15 protein-coding genes are annotated in these 19,600 nt (G+C 63.4%); 8 read left to right on the top strand and 7 right to left on the bottom strand.

Annotated elements, in window-relative coordinates:
* Window positions 1-72 precede the first annotated feature (72 nt).
* On the bottom strand, window positions 73-1,284 hold the full coding sequence (locus DESFRDRAFT_RS01515; RefSeq protein WP_005990439.1) for a zinc-dependent alcohol dehydrogenase: 1,212 nt from the start codon (window positions 1,282-1,284) through the stop codon (window positions 73-75).
* 162 nt (window positions 1,285-1,446) lie between these two features.
* On the opposite strand from DESFRDRAFT_RS01515, the gene DESFRDRAFT_RS01520 reads away from it, so the two are divergent.
* The 4 genes from DESFRDRAFT_RS01520 to DESFRDRAFT_RS01535 all read left to right on the top strand — a co-directional run bounded on the left by DESFRDRAFT_RS01520 (window position 1,447) and on the right by DESFRDRAFT_RS01535 (window position 3,592).
* The gene (locus DESFRDRAFT_RS01520) at window positions 1,447-2,109 is read left to right on the top strand and encodes a CBS and ACT domain-containing protein (RefSeq protein ID WP_005990440.1); all 663 of its coding nucleotides are present in this window, start codon (window positions 1,447-1,449) and stop codon (window positions 2,107-2,109) included.
* A 126-nt stretch (window positions 2,110-2,235) separates the two neighbouring features.
* Complete coding sequence (locus tag DESFRDRAFT_RS01525) at window positions 2,236-2,469, top strand: hypothetical protein (protein ID WP_005990441.1); 234 nt, start codon at window positions 2,236-2,238, stop codon at window positions 2,467-2,469.
* 379 nt (window positions 2,470-2,848) lie between these two features.
* Window positions 2,849-3,211, top strand: a complete 363-nt coding sequence (locus DESFRDRAFT_RS01530; protein ID WP_005990442.1) for an STAS domain-containing protein — start codon at window positions 2,849-2,851, stop codon at window positions 3,209-3,211.
* A 114-nt stretch (window positions 3,212-3,325) separates the two neighbouring features.
* Window positions 3,326-3,592, top strand: a complete 267-nt coding sequence (locus tag DESFRDRAFT_RS01535; protein ID WP_005990443.1) for a hypothetical protein — start codon at window positions 3,326-3,328, stop codon at window positions 3,590-3,592.
* A gap of 536 nt (window positions 3,593-4,128) precedes the next feature.
* Here DESFRDRAFT_RS01535 and DESFRDRAFT_RS01540 read toward each other — a convergent pair.
* Both DESFRDRAFT_RS01540 and DESFRDRAFT_RS01545 read right to left on the bottom strand, forming a co-directional pair.
* Window positions 4,129-6,579, bottom strand: a complete 2,451-nt coding sequence (locus tag DESFRDRAFT_RS01540; protein ID WP_005990444.1) for a glycogen/starch/alpha-glucan phosphorylase — start codon at window positions 6,577-6,579, stop codon at window positions 4,129-4,131.
* Window positions 6,580-6,781: 202 nt separating this feature from the next.
* On the bottom strand, window positions 6,782-7,144 hold the full coding sequence (locus tag DESFRDRAFT_RS01545) for an iron-sulfur cluster assembly scaffold protein (RefSeq protein ID WP_005990445.1): 363 nt from the start codon (window positions 7,142-7,144) through the stop codon (window positions 6,782-6,784).
* 155 nt (window positions 7,145-7,299) lie between these two features.
* Between DESFRDRAFT_RS01545 and DESFRDRAFT_RS22475 the strand changes: the two genes are divergently transcribed.
* On the top strand, window positions 7,300-7,446 hold the full coding sequence (locus DESFRDRAFT_RS22475) for a hypothetical protein (RefSeq protein ID WP_158306958.1): 147 nt from the start codon (window positions 7,300-7,302) through the stop codon (window positions 7,444-7,446).
* Between the two features lie 27 nt (window positions 7,447-7,473).
* Window positions 7,474-8,964, top strand: coding sequence for a sigma-54 interaction domain-containing protein (locus DESFRDRAFT_RS01550; RefSeq protein ID WP_005990446.1), 1,491 nt, complete (start codon window positions 7,474-7,476; stop codon window positions 8,962-8,964).
* A 62-nt stretch (window positions 8,965-9,026) separates the two neighbouring features.
* On the opposite strand, the gene DESFRDRAFT_RS01555 is transcribed toward DESFRDRAFT_RS01550, so the two are convergent.
* Both DESFRDRAFT_RS01555 and DESFRDRAFT_RS01560 read right to left on the bottom strand, forming a co-directional pair.
* A complete protein-coding gene (locus DESFRDRAFT_RS01555; protein WP_005990448.1) occupies window positions 9,027-10,625 on the bottom strand; it encodes an MFS transporter in 1,599 nt (532 codons plus the stop codon).
* A 274-nt stretch (window positions 10,626-10,899) separates the two neighbouring features.
* The gene (locus DESFRDRAFT_RS01560) at window positions 10,900-13,293 is read right to left on the bottom strand and encodes a methyltransferase domain-containing protein (protein WP_005990450.1); all 2,394 of its coding nucleotides are present in this window, start codon (window positions 13,291-13,293) and stop codon (window positions 10,900-10,902) included.
* Window positions 13,294-13,526: 233 nt separating this feature from the next.
* Between DESFRDRAFT_RS01560 and DESFRDRAFT_RS01565 the strand changes: the two genes are divergently transcribed.
* Both DESFRDRAFT_RS01565 and DESFRDRAFT_RS01570 read left to right on the top strand, forming a co-directional pair.
* The gene (locus DESFRDRAFT_RS01565) at window positions 13,527-14,699 is read left to right on the top strand and encodes an acyltransferase family protein (protein WP_005990452.1); all 1,173 of its coding nucleotides are present in this window, start codon (window positions 13,527-13,529) and stop codon (window positions 14,697-14,699) included.
* Window positions 14,700-14,771: 72 nt separating this feature from the next.
* The gene (locus tag DESFRDRAFT_RS01570) at window positions 14,772-15,857 is read left to right on the top strand and encodes a calcium:proton antiporter (protein WP_005990454.1); all 1,086 of its coding nucleotides are present in this window, start codon (window positions 14,772-14,774) and stop codon (window positions 15,855-15,857) included.
* Window positions 15,858-15,948: 91 nt separating this feature from the next.
* On the opposite strand, the gene DESFRDRAFT_RS21730 is transcribed toward DESFRDRAFT_RS01570, so the two are convergent.
* Both DESFRDRAFT_RS21730 and leuS read right to left on the bottom strand, forming a co-directional pair.
* On the bottom strand, window positions 15,949-16,275 hold the full coding sequence (locus tag DESFRDRAFT_RS21730) for a hypothetical protein (protein WP_144004880.1): 327 nt from the start codon (window positions 16,273-16,275) through the stop codon (window positions 15,949-15,951).
* A gap of 763 nt (window positions 16,276-17,038) precedes the next feature.
* Entirely contained in the window at window positions 17,039-19,552 is a 2,514-nt protein-coding gene (gene leuS, locus DESFRDRAFT_RS01575; protein WP_005990456.1) for a leucine--tRNA ligase, read from the bottom strand.
* Window positions 19,553-19,600 lie beyond the last annotated feature (48 nt).

Below are 19,600 nucleotides of genomic sequence, written 5' to 3' on the forward strand. Positions count from 1 at the left end.
TTGAAGGGGGGTCCGGGGGGAAACTTTTTTCAAAAAGTTTCCCCCCGGCCGCCGGAGGCGTCCCACCTCCTCCTACCTTAAATCGAACGCCACCTTGACGCTGCCTGTGGCGCGCTTGTCGAAGGCGGTGCGAAAGGCGTCGGCGTAGGCTTCCAGGCGGAAGGTGTGGGTGAGCAGGCCCTCGGTCGGGTAGCGGCCCGAGGCGAGAAGTTCGAGGGCCAGGGCGTAGGTGCGCACGCGCTGCCCGGGGCGGCGCGGATCGGGCGCTTCGGCGCAGCCCGACGACCCGGCCACGGTCAGCTCCCGGAACCACAGGCTGGAAATATCCACATCCTTCAGGCGCGCCCCGGCTCCGACCATGACGTATTTGCCGCCGGCGCGAAGGGCCAGCAGCCCGGTCTCGAAGGTGGACGACGCGCCCACGCAGTCGAAGACCATGTCCACGCCGCCCTCGATGTTGCCGCCGCCGAGGCTCGTGGCCACGAAGCGCCCGTCGACGGCCGCGGCCAGATCCTTTTTGTTTTTCGCCCGAACGATGGCGTCCGCGCCGCCGGCCTCGGCCAGGGCCGCCTGCGCGGGATGGCGCGCCGTGACCAGCACTTTGGCGTCGCTGCCGAGCCCGCGCAGGCAGCGCACCACATGCTGGCCCAAGATGCCCGCGCCCATGACCAGCACCGTCGCCCCCGGGGCCGGGAAATGCTCGAGCACGGGCTGGAGCGCCGAGGCCAGGGAGTCGGTCAGCACCGCCTCCTCGTCGGAGAGTCCGTCCGGCACCGGCAGGATGCGCGAAGGATGCGCGGCCGTGCGTTCGGCCATGGCCCCGCCGGCGCGGCGGGTAAAGCCCAGAAACGACCCCGGCGGCAGGTCGCCGTCGAGAAAACGCTCGCAGCGGTTGTAATGCCCCTGGCTGCACGGTCCGCACGGGGGCAATCCCCGCACGGCGCAGGGGAGTCCCGGCTCGACCACCACCCGCGCCCCGGCGGCAAGGCCGATTTCCGGCGCGTCCTCGGCCAGACCGGCCACCATCTCGTGGCCCAAAATGAAGGGCAGGCTGGCGTAGGGTTCGAGCAGCGGCGATTCCTTGCCGCGCAAGAGCCCGAGGTCCGAGCCGCAGATGCCGCACATCCGGGGAACAAGCGGCAGCCAGCCCTTGGGCGGATCGAAGGGCACGGTGGCCAGGCCCAGCGGGGCCAGCCAGGGAAAAAAGCGCCTGGGCGCGATCCGCGAGGCGGCGGCGCAGGCGAGATAGCGCGCGACGCTGCGGCGATAGACCAATGCCTTCATGATGGATGGTTTCCTTTCGTTGCCCGGGAGAGGGGTGAATGGCTTGAAATCACGGCGCAATCACGTATAAGGAAGTGACCGTTGCCGGCGCTTCGCCGCCGCGTGACACCCGGGCCATATACCACAAGCGGCCCATCCTCAAGGACCGACAAGGAGACGCACATGCTGATTAAGGATTGGATGAGCAAATCCCCGGTCACGGCCAAGCCCGCCACCTCCATCATGAAGGCGGCGAAAATGATGAAGGAAAACGGGTACCATAGGCTGCCCGTCGTGGACGACAACGGCCGGCTGGTCGGCATCGTGTCCGATCGGGACATCAAGGAAGCCTCGCCCTCCAAGGCCACGACGCTTGACATGCATGAGCTGTACTACCTGCTTTCCGAAATAAAGATCGGCGACATCATGACCAAGACCGTGGTCGCCGTCACGCCGGACGACACCGTGGAAAAGGCGGCCGTGCTGCTTTTGCGCCACAACGTCGGCGGGCTGCCCGTCGTCGACGACGACAACAAAGTGGTCGGCGTCATCACTGACAGCGACATCTTCAAGGTGCTCGTCAGTATCACCGGCGTCTTGAACGGCGGCCTGCAATTCGCCCTGGACCTGCCCGACATCTCGGGCAGCCTCAAAAGCGTGCTCGACGACCTCAAGACCCACGACGTGCGCATCATCAGCATCCTGACGTCCTATGACGAGGCCGCCCCCGGCCGGCGCACGGTCTACATCCGCGTGCATCCCATCGACGACGCTCAGGCCCAAAGCGTCATCGACCGCCTCGCCGCCAACCACCACCTGCTGTACTGGGCCAAAGACAACTTCTAGTCTTTCGCGTACGCCGTCCGGGCCGCCGACGCGGTCCGGGCGGTTGACGCCCGCCCGATCGTGCCTATTTTCCAGAAAGCTTCCGGCCGTCCACCCGGCGGCTGATGCGCGCACAAGGAGACGCAGATGCTTGAAGACCGCTATTGCCCGCATTGCGGGGCGAAACTCGAGTCCTGGCTGGGGCCCCCGGAATCGGGCTGGGGCGAAATTCTCGTTTGCAACAACAACGAGTGCTCCTTTTATCGCAATTCCCAAAAAGACATTCACTTCAAGGATGAGGACAACAGCCTGGGTTGCCGCTACGCCGAAAATCCGGACAACGGCTACTCCTCCTTCAACCTCCTCTCCTATTACAAATAGCCCGCCATCCCCCCGCTTCATGATCCCGACGCGCCGGCTCCGCCGGCGCGTTTTTGTTTGCGGCGTTCGGGGGAAGCCTCGCCCCACAACGGGATTTTCCCCGGGCCACCCTCCCAGGATTTTCAATGGCGACAGGCTGTTGTCCGCGCCAACCCCTGCCTGCCGGCAAACCCGGGAAAGGGCGCGCGCGAGAGGAATGGACCTTTTCAAGAAGGATTTCTTCACGTTAACAATTTGTTTTAAAAGGATTTCATCCAAAATCTCGCTTTGCCTTGCCTGTGACGGCGGCTTTCGACTATTGTGACCGAACGGTCGCGTCGCGGTGACGGGTGCATCCCAGCCCCGGCCCGGCCCCATGACCACGGAACAACCGCCATCCATGAGCCGCATCACCCTCACCAACAGCCAGGGCGTCCTGTGGGCCCGAATGGACGCCGTGCTCGGCGGCCAGCAGGCCCTGGAACTCGAAGCCGCCATCCTCGAAGCTGCCAGCCTCGGCCGCATCGCCGTCAGCGTGCTGGACTTGAGCCAGGTCCCGGCCATGGACAGCTGCGGCGTCGGCGCCCTGGTGCGGCTGCAAACCGCCCTGGCCACCAAAGGCCGACGCCTCATCCTCGCCAACCCCGTGCCGGCCGTGGCCGACGAGCTGCGCCTGCGCGACCTTTACGCCTTCTTCCATATCTCGAGCGACATCCGGCCCGAAATGGACGTCAACCGGCTCCTGCTCGCCCGCGACGCCTGATCCCCGCCGCTTGTTGACCCCGCCGTCGCTTTCGGTCAGACAATAGGCAAGGTCCTTTTTACGCCTGCCCCATGGCAGACGCCCTTGAACCATGCGTTGCAAAGGAGCCTCCCCATGTCCGATCCGAAAAAACTGGCCCAGTCCATCGCCTCCCTGTACCCCGAAATAAGCAAACACGGCATCGCCGTGTCCGTGGCCGAAGACGCGGCCACCGGCGACTGGCTCGTCACCATGACCCACGGCAAGCATACCCTGTCCACCCACCTGTCCAAAAAAGACGCCGACGACTGCCAAAACGGCATCCAGTGCGTCTCCCTCGGCATCCAGATCGGCCGCTTCGTCGAGGACTACTGCCTCGGCCAGGGCGACTGCCCGGTGTAACGGGGGGGCTGCCAGGCCAGGGCTCCGCCCTGGACCCGGCAGGAGAGGCTCCGCCTCTCCTGCACCTCTCCGCCGGGGGGCTTGATGCCCCCCGGACCCCCCTTTACCGGGTTGGGATGGTAAGGCGGGAGTGGGGTTGGTGGTGTTCGTGTTTGTCTTGTTGCCGCAATCGGCCCGGCGACACGAGGCGCTTCGCGCCTCGACGCCGGACACGATTGCGGCAACAACCGCGCCAGCGGCGAAGCGCCGCATTTTAAGAAAACAGCTTTCCGAATGTCGCCCCTTTGGGGCGACCGGCGTGGTGGAGTCGGAATTTGCTTGGGACGAGCCTGCCGCGAAGCGGCGGCAGCGTCCCGACAAATTCCGACTCCATCTTTATCCAGCCGCCCTCTCGCCAGCCAACGTCATCCTCGCCAGGCCAGAGCCGAGAAGGGGGGCCCGGGGGGCCCGTGGCCCCTCGGCGGGGTCCGGGGCGGCGCCCCTGCCAGGGTCCGGGGCGGAGCCCCGCTCCCTTCCTCCCTTCTTCCCGCCCTCCGCTATTCGCCGAGCGGGGCGATGCGCCAGATGTTGCGGGCGTATTCCATGACGGCGCGGTCGCTGGAGAAATAGCCCATGTTGGCGGTATTGAGGATGGAGGTGCGGGTCCAGGCTTCGGGGTCGAGGTAAAGGGCGTTGACCCGGTCCTGGGCTTCGATGCAGGGGCGGTAGTCGGCGGTTATGCAGTAGTAGTCGCCGTGGCCCAGCAGATTGTCGACGATGGGGGCGAACAGGTCGGGTTCGTTCGGGACGAAGTAGCCGCGTCCGATCATGTCCAGGGCTTCGGCCAGTTCCGGGTCGTCGGCCACGCGGCGGCGCGGGTCGAGGCCCCCGGCCCGGGCGGCTTCGACTTCGGGGGCGGTTAGGCCGAAGATGAAGATGTTGTCCGCGCCCACTTCCTGCATGATTTCGATGTTGGCCCCGTCGAGGGTGCCGATGGTGAGCGCGCCGTTGAGGGCGAATTTCATGTTTCCGGTGCCCGAGGCCTCCATGCCGGCGGTGGAGATTTGCTGGGACAGGTCGGCGGCGGGGATGACCTTTTCGGCTTGCGACACGCAGTAGTTGGGCAAAAAGAGCATGCGCAGCCGGCCTTTCATGGCGTTGTCGGCGTTTATGGTCTCGGCCACGGCGGTGATGAGCCGGATGATGCGCTTGGCCATGAAGTAGCCGGGAGCGGCCTTGCCGCCGATGAGGATGGTGCGCGGCGGCACGGGAAGCGACGGGTCGCGGCGCAGGCGGTTGTAGAGGGTGACGGCGTGCAGGACGTTTAGGAGCTGGCGCTTGTATTCGTGCATGCGCTTGACCTGGACGTCGAAGAGCGAGCCGGGGTTGATGCCGAGGCCGATCTTGCGCAGCACGTAGCGGGCGAGGCGTTTTTTGTTTTCGCGTTTGGCGTCGCGCCAGGCTTTCCGGAAGTCCGGGTCCTCGGCCAGGGGAATCAGCTCGGTCAGGCGCGTGAGTTCCGTGACCCAGTCCGGCCCGATACGGTCGGTGATGAGCCTTGAAAGCGCCGGATTGGCCTGGAGCAGCCAGCGGCGCGGGGTGATGCCGTTGGTGACGTTGGTGAATTTGCCGGGGTAGAAGGCGTCGAAGTCGGGGAAGACCTTTTCGCGCAGGATGTCGGAGTGGAGCTTGGCCACGCCGTTGACGGCGTGGCTGCCGACGATGGCCAGGTTGGCCATGCGCACGCGCGAGGAGCCCCGGTCGATGATGGCCATGCGCCAGATCTTGCCCTCGTCGCCGGGGTACTTGGCCCGGATTTCCTCCTGAAACCGGCGGTCGATCTCGGCGATGATTTCCACATGGCGGGGCAGCACGCGTCCCATGAGGTCGAGCGGCCAGGTTTCCAGCGCTTCGGGCAGGACGGTGTGGTTGGTGTAGGCGAAGGTGCGCCGGCAGATGTCCCAGGCCTCTTCCCAGGGCAGGAACTCCTCGTCCACGAGGATGCGCATGAGTTCGGCCACGGCGATGGTGGGGTGGGTGTCGTTGAGCTGGATGGCCACCTGGTCGGCGAAGGCGTCGAAGGACGGGCCGGATTTCTTGTGGCGGCGCAGGATGTCGCGCAAGGTGGCGGCGACCAGGAAGTATTGCTGCTTGAGGCGCAGTTCCTTGCCGGCCACGGGCTCGTCGTTGGGGTAGAGGACCTTGGAGATGTTTTCGGACAGGATCTTGGCCTGCATGGCCCCGACGAAATCGCCCTGGTTGAAATCGCGCAGGGAGAAGCCCTGGGACGAGGCGGCGGCCCAAAGGCGCATGTTGGTGACGTGTTTGCCGTCGTGGCCCGGGATGAGGATGTCGCAGGGCATGGCCATGACCGTGTCCGCGTCGACCCAGCGGTAGCGCAGGTTGCCCTTGTCGTCGTGGTAGGCTTCGCTTTTGCCGTTGAAGCGCACTTCGTAGAGGTGCTCCACCCGGTCGATGACCCAGGGGCTGCCGTGGCGTCGCCAGTTGTCGGCCCTTTCCTCCTGCCAGCCGCCCACGATGGTCTGATGGAACAGGCCGTAGTCGTAGAGGATGCCGTAGCCGTAGCCGGGGATGCGCATGGTGGCGATGGAGTCCATGTAGCAGGAGGCCAACCGCCCGAGCCCGCCGTTGCCAAGCCCGGCGTCGCGCTCCTCCTCGGCCAGGTCCTCGAGCCTGTAGCCCAAAGCCTCGGCTGTTTTGCGGCAGCCGTCCTCCAGGCCCATGTTGGTGACGTAGTTCATGAGGAACCGGCCGGGGAGGAACTCCATGGACAGGTAATAGACCCGCTTGGACATGGTGTCGTAGTAGGTCGCCTGGGTGGCGAGCCACATGCGGATGAGGCGGTCGCGGATGGCGTAGGCCAGGCCGGTGAAATAGCGGAACGGGTCGGGGGGATAGATGTCGTTGCCGAGGTTGGACAGGATATGGCGGCGGATATCATCGCCAAGGGACTCCAGGTGGAGGTCCGGAGTGGCGTCGGCTGGCATGGGCGTCTCCTGGTCCGAGGTGTGGGCGAAGACGGATCAATCGTATAGAATCTACGAAAGGGGCGGGGGAATGTCAAAGCTGGGCGGCCGGAACGCGTTGGGATAGAAAAAAGCCGGGGGACGCTAGCGGCGGACGTCCCCCGGCTTGCCCCCGACCGCCCGCGTGGGTCAAACGGGCGTCCGGGCGAAGGAAGCGGGGTGCCTAGGCCGCTTCCTGAAGGCGGTAGTTGCGCAGCGCGATGCGAAGCGCGGCCACGGGCCAGTTGTCGCAGCCGAGGTGTTCGACGACGCTGGTCATGCGCGGCTGGAAATCTTCGGTGGAGACGGCCTGGGCGTCGTAGACGTTCATGCCGATCACGGTGGCGAGCAGGGCGGCGGTGCACTCGCGGGTGAAATTGCAGCTTTCGACCGCCCCGCCGGCATCGATGATCACGTCGTTTTCGATGAGCAGCTGCACCTTGATGGCCCGGCCGCAGGGGGAGCATTCGCTCACGCCTTCGACGGTGTACCGGGTCAGGGGGGCTACGATCGGAAGAACCGTGGTGATGGTTTCGGGAGCGGTCATGGCGGTCTCCTTTATGATTCGGTCCGTTTGCTTTTTTGTTTTGCGTCTTGCGTGTTGCCTCTCTTTAAGCAACCGGTGTGCCATGCAGCGTATCATTTTGAAATAATAGATGATTCCTTGTATTGGTCTGATGATCGCACCGAAAGGAATATGGCATGTTGCAAAAACGCATCCGAGGTTCCGGGGGATTTTTTGCGAAACCAAGGAAAATGAGCCTGTTAGAGGAAAGAAGGGATGTTGCGTTTTTGCCTCAGGTTGCGGTATTGCACAAAGGCCAAAGCCGCGGTTTGAGAAAAATGTGACGAAGCCGAGGCAATACGAGGCCAGACTTGAGAAAAAAAGTACAATTGCCGGCTGACCCTGTGGCCCGCAACCTCGACGCCATCCTCGACAGCATCGAGGACGGCGTGCTCATCACCGACCACGAAGGGTACGCCCTCAAGGTCAACGCCGCCTACGAGCAACTCACCGGCATGACCAAGCCCGAACTCGTCGGCAAAAACGTCGAGGAGCTCAAAAAAGCCGGGCTGTTCAACATCGCGCCCATCACCCCCGAGATCGTGGCCACCGGCCGCCCGGCCTCCTCCATCCAGGTCACGCGCGACAACCGGTCCATGACCATCGACGGCAAGCCGGTGCGCGACCCGGACGGCAAGGTGAGCCTGGTCGTGCTCTACGCCCGGGACATCACGCTCATGGCCCGCATGCGCGAGCGCATCTCGCGCCAGCAGGAGCTGATCGAGACCTACCAGCACCAGATGGATTTCTTCATCCGCGAGGGTGGGGGCATCACCAACTTCATCGCCGAGAATTCGTCCATGAAGCGGCTGATGGACCTGCTGCGGCGGGTGGCGGCCACGGACGCCGTGGCGTTGGTGCTCGGCGAGACGGGGGTGGGCAAGGAGCTTTTCGCCCGCATGATCCACGAGGCGAGCCCCCGGCGCGACAAGCCGTTCGTCAAGGTGGACTGCGCCTCGATCCCGGAAAATCTCATCGAATCCGAGCTGTTCGGCTATGCCCCGGGCGCCTTTACCGGCGCGCATCCCAAGGGGCGGGTGGGCTTTTTCGAGATGGCCGAGGCCGGGACGATCTTTCTCGACGAGATCGGCGAGATGCCGCTTCTGCTCCAATCCAAGCTTTTGCGCGTGTTGCAGGACCGCGAGGTGATGCCGGTCGGCTCGAGCAAGGCGCGCAAGATCAACGTGCGGGTCATCGCGGCCACCAACCGCAACCTCGAGGCCGAGGCCCGCATGGGCACGTTTCGCAGCGACCTTTTTTTCCGGCTGCGGGTGGCGGTGCTGGAAATCCCGCCGCTTCGCGACCGGCCGGACGACATCCTGCCCCTGGCCCGGCTTTTTCTCCAGCGCTTCGGCTCGCGCTACCGCAAGCGGGCCACGTTGTCCCTCGAGGCCGAGCGGGTGCTGGCCCATTACAACTGGCCGGGCAACGTGCGCGAGCTGGAAAACCTGATCGAGGGGCTGGTCATCACTTGCGACAGCGAGATCACGGCCGACGACCTGCCGACCCCCATGCGGATCAAGGAATGCCTGCTGCCGGCGGCGGCGACCGGCGGACCGGTGGTGCCGGCGGCGGCCATGGGCGGCCCGGACGTGCCCGTGCCGGTCGAGGTCCCCACCGGATCGGCCGTGGCCGTGCCCATGGACTGGGAGCGTCCTTATAAGGAAGTGCTGGCCGTCTTCGAACGCGACTACCTGGAGCGGGCCATCGACCACTTCGGCTCGGTCAACGAGGCGGCCAAACGCCTCGGCCTCGACCGCACGACCATTTTTCGCAAAATGAAGAAGGCTTGCGGCGAGTAGGGCGGGGCGATCCGGGAGGAGGTCCTCGCCGTGGACGCCGTCCCGTTGGCTACGCCGCCGCGTTAGCGCTGCTGGGAAAAGGGCGCGCGCGGCACCGCGCCAAGGCCGAAGAGGTGCAAAACGACCACCACGAACAGCGCCCCGATGGCCCGCCGCATGGCCGTCAGCCGGGCCTCGCGGTAGGCGCTCATGATCCGCGGCGTATCCTGGGCTGGTATCGCGTGCTTCACCAGAAGCGCTTCAAAATCGTGGTCGGATTGCAGCTGATACATCTTCACCCGCTGGGCTTCCCGCTTCAGGGCCGGGGTGATCGGCAATTGCTCGATGTTGTATTTGAAGGCGCCGCTTAAGGAGAAAAGAAGCACCATGCCGATCACGGCGACGCCCAGGGCCTGCCCCACGTTGCGCGTCGAGGCCTGTATGCCGCCCGATTGGGCGGCGTCGCGGGCATTGACCGCCTGGGCGATGATCATGGAGGACTGGGAGGCGACAAAGCCTTGTCCCGCTCCGAGCAAGAAGAGTCCGACGATGAACCAGTCGTTTATTCCCTTGATATTCACGCCGATCCACAGGCAGAGACAGCCGAGCCCGGTGATGACGATGCCGCTTTTGCAAATGCTGTGCGGCGAGATGTTGTAGCACAGCTTCGGGATGCCCATCGAAAACAAAATCATCGGCACGGCCATGGCGATGGTGAGCAGGCCCGAGGCGGTGGGCGTATAGCCGGCGACCAGCTGCGCCCAGGTGACCACCAGAAATCCCACCGTGCCGAAGCAGATGTACAGATAGCTGGTCAAAAGCAGGCCGTCGCGGACCTGGCTGGTGCTGGTATAGGACGAGGGAAGCAGGCACGACTGGTACCGCTTTTCGACATTTCTTTCGAAAAAATACAGCCAGACCAGAAACACCCCCCCGGCCAACACGACGAGCAGGGCCGGCGACATGCCGAAGACGACAAAGGGCGCGTAGATCGGACGGATCATCCCCCAGACCGAGATTTGCGTGATGCCGTAGATCAGGCCGAGCAGTCCCACGGCCGCCAGAATCGCCCCACGGTAATCGAGCCTGATCCCGGAATCGGATTTTTTATCCTCCGGGAGGATGACCTGGGCGAGGAGCGCCTCCACGGCGAAGTAGGCGGCGAGTCCCGCGAAGGCCCAGCGCCAGCCCGCCCCGCTGATGACGTATCCGGCCAGGGGGGGGATGAGAATCGAGGAGAGTCCGGTGGCCGCCCCCATGCTGCCGAAGGCCAGCGCCCGATCCTTGCCTTCATAGAGCACGACGCAAAGTCCCAGTATCGAGGGCACAAGCAACGCCGCGCCAAGGCCGCACAACACCCTGCTGACCCAGCAAAGAAAAACCATATTGGGCGCGAGGGCGAGAGAGATTTCGCCAACGACCAATATGACTGAACCGATGATGTAATTCTTCTTCCAGCCGATGGCCAAGCCAAGCATGCCGCCGAACATCATCAGCGCCCCGGTGACGAGCGAATAGATGATATTGGCCAGCTGGATCTGGTTCATTGTCGCCTGGAACGATCCGATCAAGGCGTTCGTGATCAGGTTCATTGTGGAATTGTCGCCGCAGGTTCCTATTTGAGCCACCATAAGCATGGCCAGCGAACCATACTTGGCAAATGAAGCGTTCGTATTCTTCATGACTCGAATCCTTTCGGACAGCGGGTGGTTTCAGACGACAATTATTGGAACTCGGCGCGGGGTCGCCGGAGAAACGAGTATGGACATAAAGTGCTGTAACGCACTTTATTCCCGAATTCCATCGCAAAGGTGGCCAGGGATAGTTGTGAGACGCTTTTAATCGTGACGGTCTGCTTGGGAGTAACAGCCCGTCACGATTAAAAGTCTTTGGAAAGGGGGGCCGGGGGGAGTACCTTTCCGCAAGAAAGGTTTCCCCCCGGTCGCATCCCGCCCCCTATTGCTGTGCCGGCGGGGCGAGGTTGAATTCGGCGAGTCTGTCGTGGGTGGGGAGCTTTTGCAGCAGCGCGGCGACTTCCTCCGACGGTTCGGCCGGCGTGCCGCAGCCGCAGGAATTGGTCCCGGCGTCGAATTCCGGATTGGCGATGCGGCCCGCCTCGTCCAACACGAAAATCGCCTCCGCGCGCCGGTCTTCCTCATGGAGCGCGATTTCCTTCACCTCGCCCGCCCGCAACACCTCGCCCGAGGCCGTGACGATGGCCCTAAACGGCCCCCGGTAGAGCACCTTGCGCCGCACGGGCGCGGGCTGCGGCTTTCGCGCCACCACCGTGACCGAGTAGAACTGGTGGTCCTGCACCACGCGATACGGGAAGCGCCGCAGAAAGCGGATGCCGACGAACCCGGATTCCTCCAGGATGGCGACGAGGTCCTTTTGCGTCAGCGTCCCGGAGATGCACTCGCCGCGAAGCGTCGGGTCGTTGCAGATGGCGGCCGTGGCCGGTGTTTCCGTGGCCACGTCGGAAAAGACGATGCGCCCGCCGGGCTTCAAGATGCGGAAAATCTCGGCGTAGAGCCGGCGCTTTCGCGTGGAGAGGTTGAGCACGCAGTTGGACGTCACGCAATCGGCCGTGGCGTCGGCAAGGGGCATGGCCTCCAGGTAGCCCTGGAAAAAGACCGCGTTGGCATAGCCCAGAACCTCGGCCGTGGCCCCCGCCGCCGTGCGCGCCCGGGCCAGCATGGCCGGCAGCATGTCCAGGCCGATGACCCGGCCTTTCGCGCCCACCTTTTTGGCGGCGATCAGGCATTCCACCCCGGCCCCGCAGCCGAGGTCCACCATGGTCTCGCCAGGGGAGAGCCCGGCGTCGGCGATGGGCGAGCCGCAGCCGTAGCCACGCACCCGGTAGCGCTCGGGGATATGCTCCACCATGTCCAGCGGATAGTGGACCGGGTTGACGATGTCGCCTTTTTCCACCGCCGCCGCCTCGGTGTAGAAAGCCTTGATCTGCGACAGGCTGCCGGCGTCGGCGATGGACAGCAGGCAGTTGGTGTGGGCCAGGGCCACCTCGCCGTGGGCATGGCAGCTTTCGTGCATCTCGCCCATCTTGAGCGCAAGCCCCGGCCGCCCGGCGGGCAGTCGCGGGGAAACGACCCGGGATTCGCGCGCGATCATCCAGGTGGCCAACCGCTCGAGCAGCGGCTGATAGGGATCATGGCCCGAAAACGTGCCGCTGTGCCGGTAGGAGTGGTCCGGGTCGCCGCCGCCGAGAATGAAGCGCCAGGGCGCGTCGGACGCGGCGCAGGTGGCCTCGCGCAGGCCGGCCAGCACCGGGCTGCCCCTCCAGGCCGCTTCCAGGCCGCCGGCCGCGTCGCTTATGGGCGTGGCCAGGGCGTCCACGCCGATGAGCGCCGGGCTGGGGTAGAGCTTGTCGTCCGGCCCCACGGCCACGGACGTGTAGCCGGCGGTGGTGCCGTCGTGGCGCGTGCCGACCGGGGCGAAGACCTGGGTGGCCAGGGCTTCGAGATTGTCGATGCCAAGCCCCCGGGCTTCGGCCTGCTCGGCCGCGGCGACCACGCTGCGGTAGAGCGCGTCCAGGTCCGGCTGGTCGTCGTGTTCCGCCCGGCCCACGGTGAAATGCCACATGAGATGGAGCCCGGCCGCGCCGACGTCCGCCGCCACGGTAACGACCCCCGGCAAGTCGGCCAGGTTGTCGCGCGTGGGGCAAAAGGAGAGCGTCACGCCGTAGCCGAGGGCGCGGGCCGCGCGGACATCGGCCAGAAGGCGGGTGAACGCGCCGGCGCCGCGCAGCGCGTCGTGGCGCGCCTGCAAGCCGTCGCAGCTCACCTGGAAATGGAGCCGCTCCCGGGGCCAGCGGGCAAGGCCCGGGGTGGCGTCGCCAAATCCCGTGCCGTTGGTGAGCACCACCACATGGGCGGCCGGATCGGCCAGGGCGGCGTCGAGGATGGCCTCGAAGCCGGGGTGGAGAAACGGTTCGCCGCCGGTCAGCGCGAACACCCGGCAGCCGAGGGCCCTGGCCTGGGCGATGCGCGAAAGCGCCGTCGCCGTGGACAACTCGCGGGTCGCGGCCGGGCCGGAGCAGAAAAGGCAGTGGCGGCAGGCCAGATTGCACCGGTCCGTGACGTGGAGCCACAGTTCGGCCAGTCCGGTCAGGGGCAGGGCGGCGGCCCGGCCGGCATAGGGCGCGGGCGGGTTGTCGGGCAGGCGTTCCAGGAAAATAGATGCTTCAATGTCGGGGCGCAGGCCGTCTCCGGCCGCCAGCAAGGCGGCGTCTCCGGCGGCATTGGGCACAAACCAGTCCGGCGCGTCGGGGCGCAGGTAGATTGCGGCGTCATCATGGGCAATCCTGGTCCAAAGCGCGGCATCAAACGGCATAACATCCCTCGTTTGTAGACGATTTTGGTGTTGTGCACGGAGAAACCCGGCAGGAACTGCGATACGGCCTCATAAGGTAGCCCATGCGTCATATCGAGACAAGGGAAGCGCCGCAACGAAAGTTGTCACAGTAACCGAGATTGTGTTGGTGACGCCAATATTCTATGGCATGGTGCGTCGCCCGACGCATGTGACCCGCAAAATCAGCGACCGCCGAAAAACCAGGAGCCTGCTTGCCTTCCCTTCTTTCCCTCGCCAAACCGCCCCTCGGCCCCGTGCGTGATCCCATCGACCCGGATGTCTCCGCGCGCATCGACGTGTTGCGCGCCATCCTCATCGGCCTGATCGTGCTGTGCCACGGCGGCCGGTGGATCGGCGGCAGCGTGCCTCTCGCCTCGCCCGTCGTCACCTTCGTCCTGGCCATGATCAACCAGGGCTTGGACTGCGCGGTCATTCCGCTTTTTTTCGCCATCTCGGGTTTTCTGCTTTTGCGCAAGCTCGAGGCGACGCCCGCGGCCTATGGCCGGTTGTTGCGCGGCAAGGTCATCGCCATCGGCGTGCCGCTGCTTATTTTCAACGGCATCTGGATCGCCTGGCTGCTGGGCGTTGGCAGCATTCCGTTTTTCGCTTCCAAAAGCTTCGTTCTCAACGCCGGCATTGTGCAAAAGCTTCTCGGCATCGGCACGCCGCCGCTCAACTATCCGTTGTGGTTCTTGCGCGACTTGCTTTTTGTCTTTGCGGCCACCCCCCTGTTTTTGGTGTTTTTCCGCTGGCTGCCCCTGGGGGGGCTGGTGTTGCTCGGGCTTTGGTGGTTTCTGGGCGCGCCGGACCAGGATTACTCCCTGCCGGGGTTTTTCTTCGCCTTTTACGCCGGCGGGCTTTTGGTCAGGATGCGGGTCAACCTGCGCGATACGGCCGGTTGGGACAGGTATGTGCTGCCTCTGTTCGCCGGTTTTCTCGTCGTGCTCGGATTGCAGCCGTGGCTTGGGCTCGATGCGCCTGCCCAGGCGGGCCTCAACAAGGCGTACCAAATCGTGGGCGTGGCCGCGTTCTGGTGCATCTCGCGCCAGCGGTGGGTCAAGGGCAGCCGGATGCTGCACCGCATGGCGGCCATGAGCTTTTTCGTGTTCCTCACCCATGAGCCCACGGTGTCCGTCTCGCAGGCCTTGCTCATGCGGGTGTGGCAACCCGCCTCCACACTGGGCCAGCTTGTCGCCTATCCCGCGGTCGGGCTTGCGGCCATTGTGGGGCTTTCGCTGCTCGGCTGGGGGCTGGCGCTGTATGTGCCGAGGCTTTTTTCGGTGTTGACCGGCGCGCCGTTGCGGCTGCGTTTCGCCAAGCCTTCGCCTGAGCCGCGTGTACGGGCTGGCGACGGCCCCGCCGCCAGCGAACCGGCGAAGCGGTAGTCCGGGCGCGCAACTTCCCTTTCCCGCCGGAGCGTTTTGCCAAACGGCTCCATCCTGGTTTACAGGCTGGGTATGACGAAAACCAGCCTGTTTCCGCGTTGGACGGTGGCGGCTCCGGTCGTTGCCTGGGCGCTTTTGGCCGGGGTGCTGCTTGGCCTTGGCGGCTCCGTCTATGCCGCTGTGCTCATGGCCGGGCTTTTGTGGAGCGTCTTTGCCGGCGTGCACCATGCCGAGGTCGTGGCCCATCGGGTGGGTGAGCCGTTCGGGTCCCTGGTGCTGGCCGTTGCGGTCACCATCATCGAGGTGGCGCTCATCGTTTCGCTCATGGTGGCCGGGGGGCCTGAGGCCTCGGGGCTGGCGCGGGACACGGTGTTCGCGGCGGTGATGATCATTTTAAACGCCATTGTCGGCTTGTGCCTGCTCGAGGGCGGGGTGTTGCACAAGGAGCAGGTCTTTCGCGCCGACGGCGTGCGGGCCGCGCTGACGACGCTCGTCGCCATCTCCGTTTTGACGCTGATTTTGCCCAACTACACCACGAGCGTGCCCGGCCCGGTCTACAGCAAGGCGCAGCTCGTTTTTATCGCCATTGTCTCGGCGATCCTCTACGGCACCTTTCTGCTGGTCCAGAATGTGCGGCACCGCTGCTATTTTCTGGCCGAGGGCGATGGCGCGGGCGATGACGTCCATGCCGCGCCGCCGTCCACGCGAGGCGCGTTTTTCGCCGCCGGGCTGCTTCTCGGATGTCTGGGGGCGGTGGTGCTTTTGGCCAAGGCGCTGGCCCCGACCCTGGAGGCGGTGACGGAGGCCATCGGCGCGCCCACGTCTTTCGTCGGCGTGATCATCGCGGCCATCGTGCTGCTGCCCGAGGGCACGGCGGCGGTGCGGGCGGCGCACTGCAACCGGTTGCAGACGAGCCTCAACCTGGCGCTGGGGTCGGCGTTGGCCAGCATCGGCCTGACGATTCCGGCCGTGGCCCTGGTGTCGCTCGTCACCGGCATGCCGCTGTCGCTCGGCATCGACATGAAGGCGACGGTGCTTTTCATCTTGTCGCTTTTCGTTTCGGTGCTGTCCCTCGGCACCGGGCGCACCACGATTTTGCAGGGCGCGGTGCTGCTGGTGATTTTCGGGGTCTACGTGCTGACGGCGATTGTTCCGTAAGGGCGGGGAGATCAAGCTGTCTGAGGGTATCTGCTTAGAATAGCATGAGAAAATGTGAGGCTATTTGCAAAGGGATTGCAGAGCCCCCCTTCTATTTGATGGTTGCTCGTGCGTGATGCGTGCCGTGCTTTTTCCAATTGCGAGGTATCTTAAAGAGAGGATTTCGTAATACAACTTTATAAGTATTTTGCCTTATAGCCCTCTCACCAATTTCACCGAAAATAGAAGATTGATTTTTCTCTCCTGATTTTCCGGAATTTATGTTAAGATTATGATCTTTAGATAATGGTATAGAACACTTGCTGTCACAAGGTGTAGAGTTTTCTAGGCAAGTATCAGTGGCATTGCCTTGTTGGTAGACATACTTTCCAATGTAACTTCCAAGTGTGTAGAGTTCGAAAAGAAAAAGAAGTTTCATGACAGTCCAGACGCTGTTGCTTATTGCAGTTGCGTATAAGACAGAAAATAGCATGATGTGTAATGATTTGTATTGAGTGAAAAAAGCGTAGTGAGCTTTATATTTCCACTCTATAGCAGTAGTTGCCGCTGAGATTAGAATTAAATGGCAAGAAATAATATATAAGAAGTCTGGCAATAGGTGTTCATTCTTGATAAGTTCTTCTGGTAGTAATAAGAGTATCCAGGATGTGGCGATTGTTGCAGGAATAACTAGACCAGAAGAAAGGCCAAAAAGATGGATGAGACTGTCACCTCCCCTTATTGTGTGTTTGCATATTTTTGTCGATTTTTTTTAAGAAAAGATACTTCCTTGGCTTCCCAAATGGAAATTCGCAATAACGCTCCAAAGATACTGATTAAAGTTGCTTCTGAGACAATTAGGCCAAGCCATGCAAGTATAGGGAAAAATATACTTGATTTTATTATATAAATTTTCCCAATTGATTGGATAAAAATTGTCGATGAATTCTGTAACGTATTAAATATATCTGATTTTATTCCCAACGCCATGGCCGAAAAAAGGAATGCATGCGAGGACAGAAGCCAACCGAGCCTTCCTGAGAGAAGGTCGTATTCGGATTTGGTTTCTTGCCTAATACACTTGTATTCTTCTAATTCTGAGAGGGCCATGCCGAGGCGATAAGATATAACATATTATTTGTTGTCAATAAAAAAGCGGCAGACCTCAGGTCTGCCGCTTTTTTATTGGAAAAAATAATTCTCTACCCGACAACCACGTTGACCAGCTTGCCGGGCACCACGATGACCTTGCGCACGGTCTTGCCGTCGAGGTGCTTGGCCACGTTGGCGTCGGCCAGCGCCGCCTTTTCCAGGTCCGCCTTGGACGCGTCGCGCGCCACGCACACCTTGCCGCGCAGCTTGCCGTTGACCTGCACCACCACTTCCACCTCGTCGGTGACCAGGGCGGCCGGATCATGGGTCGGCCAGGGTTGGTCGAGCAGCAGCGTCTTGTGTCCGATTTGCTGCCACAGCTCCTCGCAGATGTGCGGCGCGATGGGCGAAAGCACGGTCAGAAGCGTGGCCACGGCCGAGGAGACGGCCTTGGCCCCCTTGGGCTCGGATTTCAGCGTCTCCACGTTGGCATACAGGAAATTGACCAGCTCCATGGCCGCCGCGATGGCGGTGTTGAACTGGAACCGTTCGCGGATGTCCGCCCCGGCCTTGGCCGCCGTGGCATGCTCGCGACGCCGCAGTTCGGCGAAGAGTTCCGGCAGGCCGCCCTGGCCGAGTTCCCCGGCCGGCGCGCAGGCCGCGACCGGCGACAGGACCGCCGCAAGCTCCTCGGTCACCAGCCGCCACAGCCGCGAAAGGAACCGCGACGCGCCCTCGATGCCCGTGTCGCTCCAGTCCAGGTCCTTTTCCGGCGGCGCGGCGAAAAGGATGAACACCCGCACCGTGTCGGCCCCGTACTTGGCGATCATATCGTCGGGGTCCACCACGTTGCCCTTGGACTTGCTCATTTTCGAGCCGTCCTTGATGACCATGCCCTGGGTCAGCAGGTTGGCGAAAGGCTCGTCGAAGGTGAGGTAGCCCAGGTCGCGCAGCGCTTTGACGAAAAAGCGCGAGTAGAGCAGGTGCAAAATGGCGTGCTCGATGCCGCCGATGTACTGGTCCACGGGCAGCCAGTACTTGGTGGCCTCGGGATCGAAGGGCCGGTCCCGGTCCCTCGCCGAAGCGAAGCGGATGAAATACCACGAGGACTCGAAAAAGGTGTCAAGGGTGTCCGTTTCACGCCGGGCCGGGCCGCCGCAGACCGGGCAGGCAACGTCGGTAAAGGACTTGGACACCGGAAGCGGCGAGCGGCCGTCGGGCAAAAGCGACAGGTCGCGCGGCAGCTCCACGGGCAGATCCTTTTCCGGCACCGGCGCCACGCCGCATTTGTCGCAGTAGATGACCGGAATGGGCGCGCCCCAGTAGCGCTGGCGCGAGATGTTCCAGTCGCGAAGCCGGTAGTTGACGCTTTTGGTGCCGCGTCCGGTTTCGGCCAGCCAGTCGATGATTTTGCCCTTGGCCTCTTCGTTTGGCAGGCCGGTGAACTCGCCGGAATCGACGAGTTTGCCCGGATCGCTGTAGGCGGCCTCCATGGCGGCCGGATCGAGGGTTTCGCCCTCGGGCGCGATGACGACCTTAAGCGGCAGGTCGTACTTGCGGGCGAACTCGAAGTCGCGCTGGTCATGGGCCGGAACGGCCATGACCGCGCCCGTGCCGTAGCCCATGAGCACGAAGTTGGCCACGTAGATGGGGATGGGCTTTCCGGTCGCCGGGTTGATGCAGGAGGCCCCGGTGAAAACGCCTTCCTTTTCCAGATCGTCGGCCCCGCGCACGATGCGGTCCATGTTGCGCACGGATTCGACGAAGGCGTTGACCGCCGTTTCCTGGGGCTTGCCCTTGATAAGCTTTTGCACCAGCGGATGCTCGGCGGCCAGGCTCATGAAGGTGGCCCCAAACAGCGTGTCCGGGCGGGTGGTGAAGACCTTTACGGAATCGGCCCCCTCGACGGGCTCGGCCAGCTTGAAGGTCAGCTCCGCGCCAACCGACTTGCCGATCCAGTTGCGCTGCATGGTGAGCACGCGCTCGGGCCAGCCGCCGACGAGCTGGGCCAGGTCGTCGAGCAGCTCCTCGGCATAGGCGGTTATGCGCAAAAACCACTGCTCCAGGTCCTTTTGCACCACCGGCTGGTCGCAGCGCCAGCAGCAGCCGTCGATGACCTGCTCGTTGGCCAGCACCGTGCCGCAGGTCTCGCACCAGTTCTGGGGCGAATATTTGCGGTAGACGAGGCCTTTTTCCAAAAGCTTTAGGAAAAAGCGCTGCTCATGGACGTAGTAGTCGGGATGGCAGGTGGCCAGCTCCCGGCGCCAGTCGTAGGAATAGCCAAGGCGCTTGATCTGCGTGCGCATGGACTCGATGTTGGAGAGCGTCCAGGCGGCGGGGTGCAGCTTGTGCTTGATGGCCGCGTTTTCGGCCGGCATGCCGAAGGCGTCCCAGCCCATGGGGTGCAGGACGTTGTTGCCTTCCATGCGCTTGAAGCGCGCCACCACGTCGCCAATGCAATAGTTGCGCACATGCCCCATGTGGATGCGCCCGGAAGGGTAGGGGAACATTTCGAGGACGTAGTACTTGGGGCGGGAGGGATCGGCCTCCACCTTGAAGTGGCCGCCTTCCTCCCAGATGGCCTGCCATTTTTTCTCGACGTCCTCGGGCACGTACTTGCTCATGGGGAAATGCTCCTTGGCGTGGGCGCTTGTGGGACACGCACGACGGCG

The sequence above is a fragment of the Solidesulfovibrio fructosivorans JJ] genome (assembly GCF_000179555.1).
In the GTDB taxonomy this organism is placed as follows: domain Bacteria; phylum Desulfobacterota; class Desulfovibrionia; order Desulfovibrionales; family Desulfovibrionaceae; genus Solidesulfovibrio; species Solidesulfovibrio fructosivorans.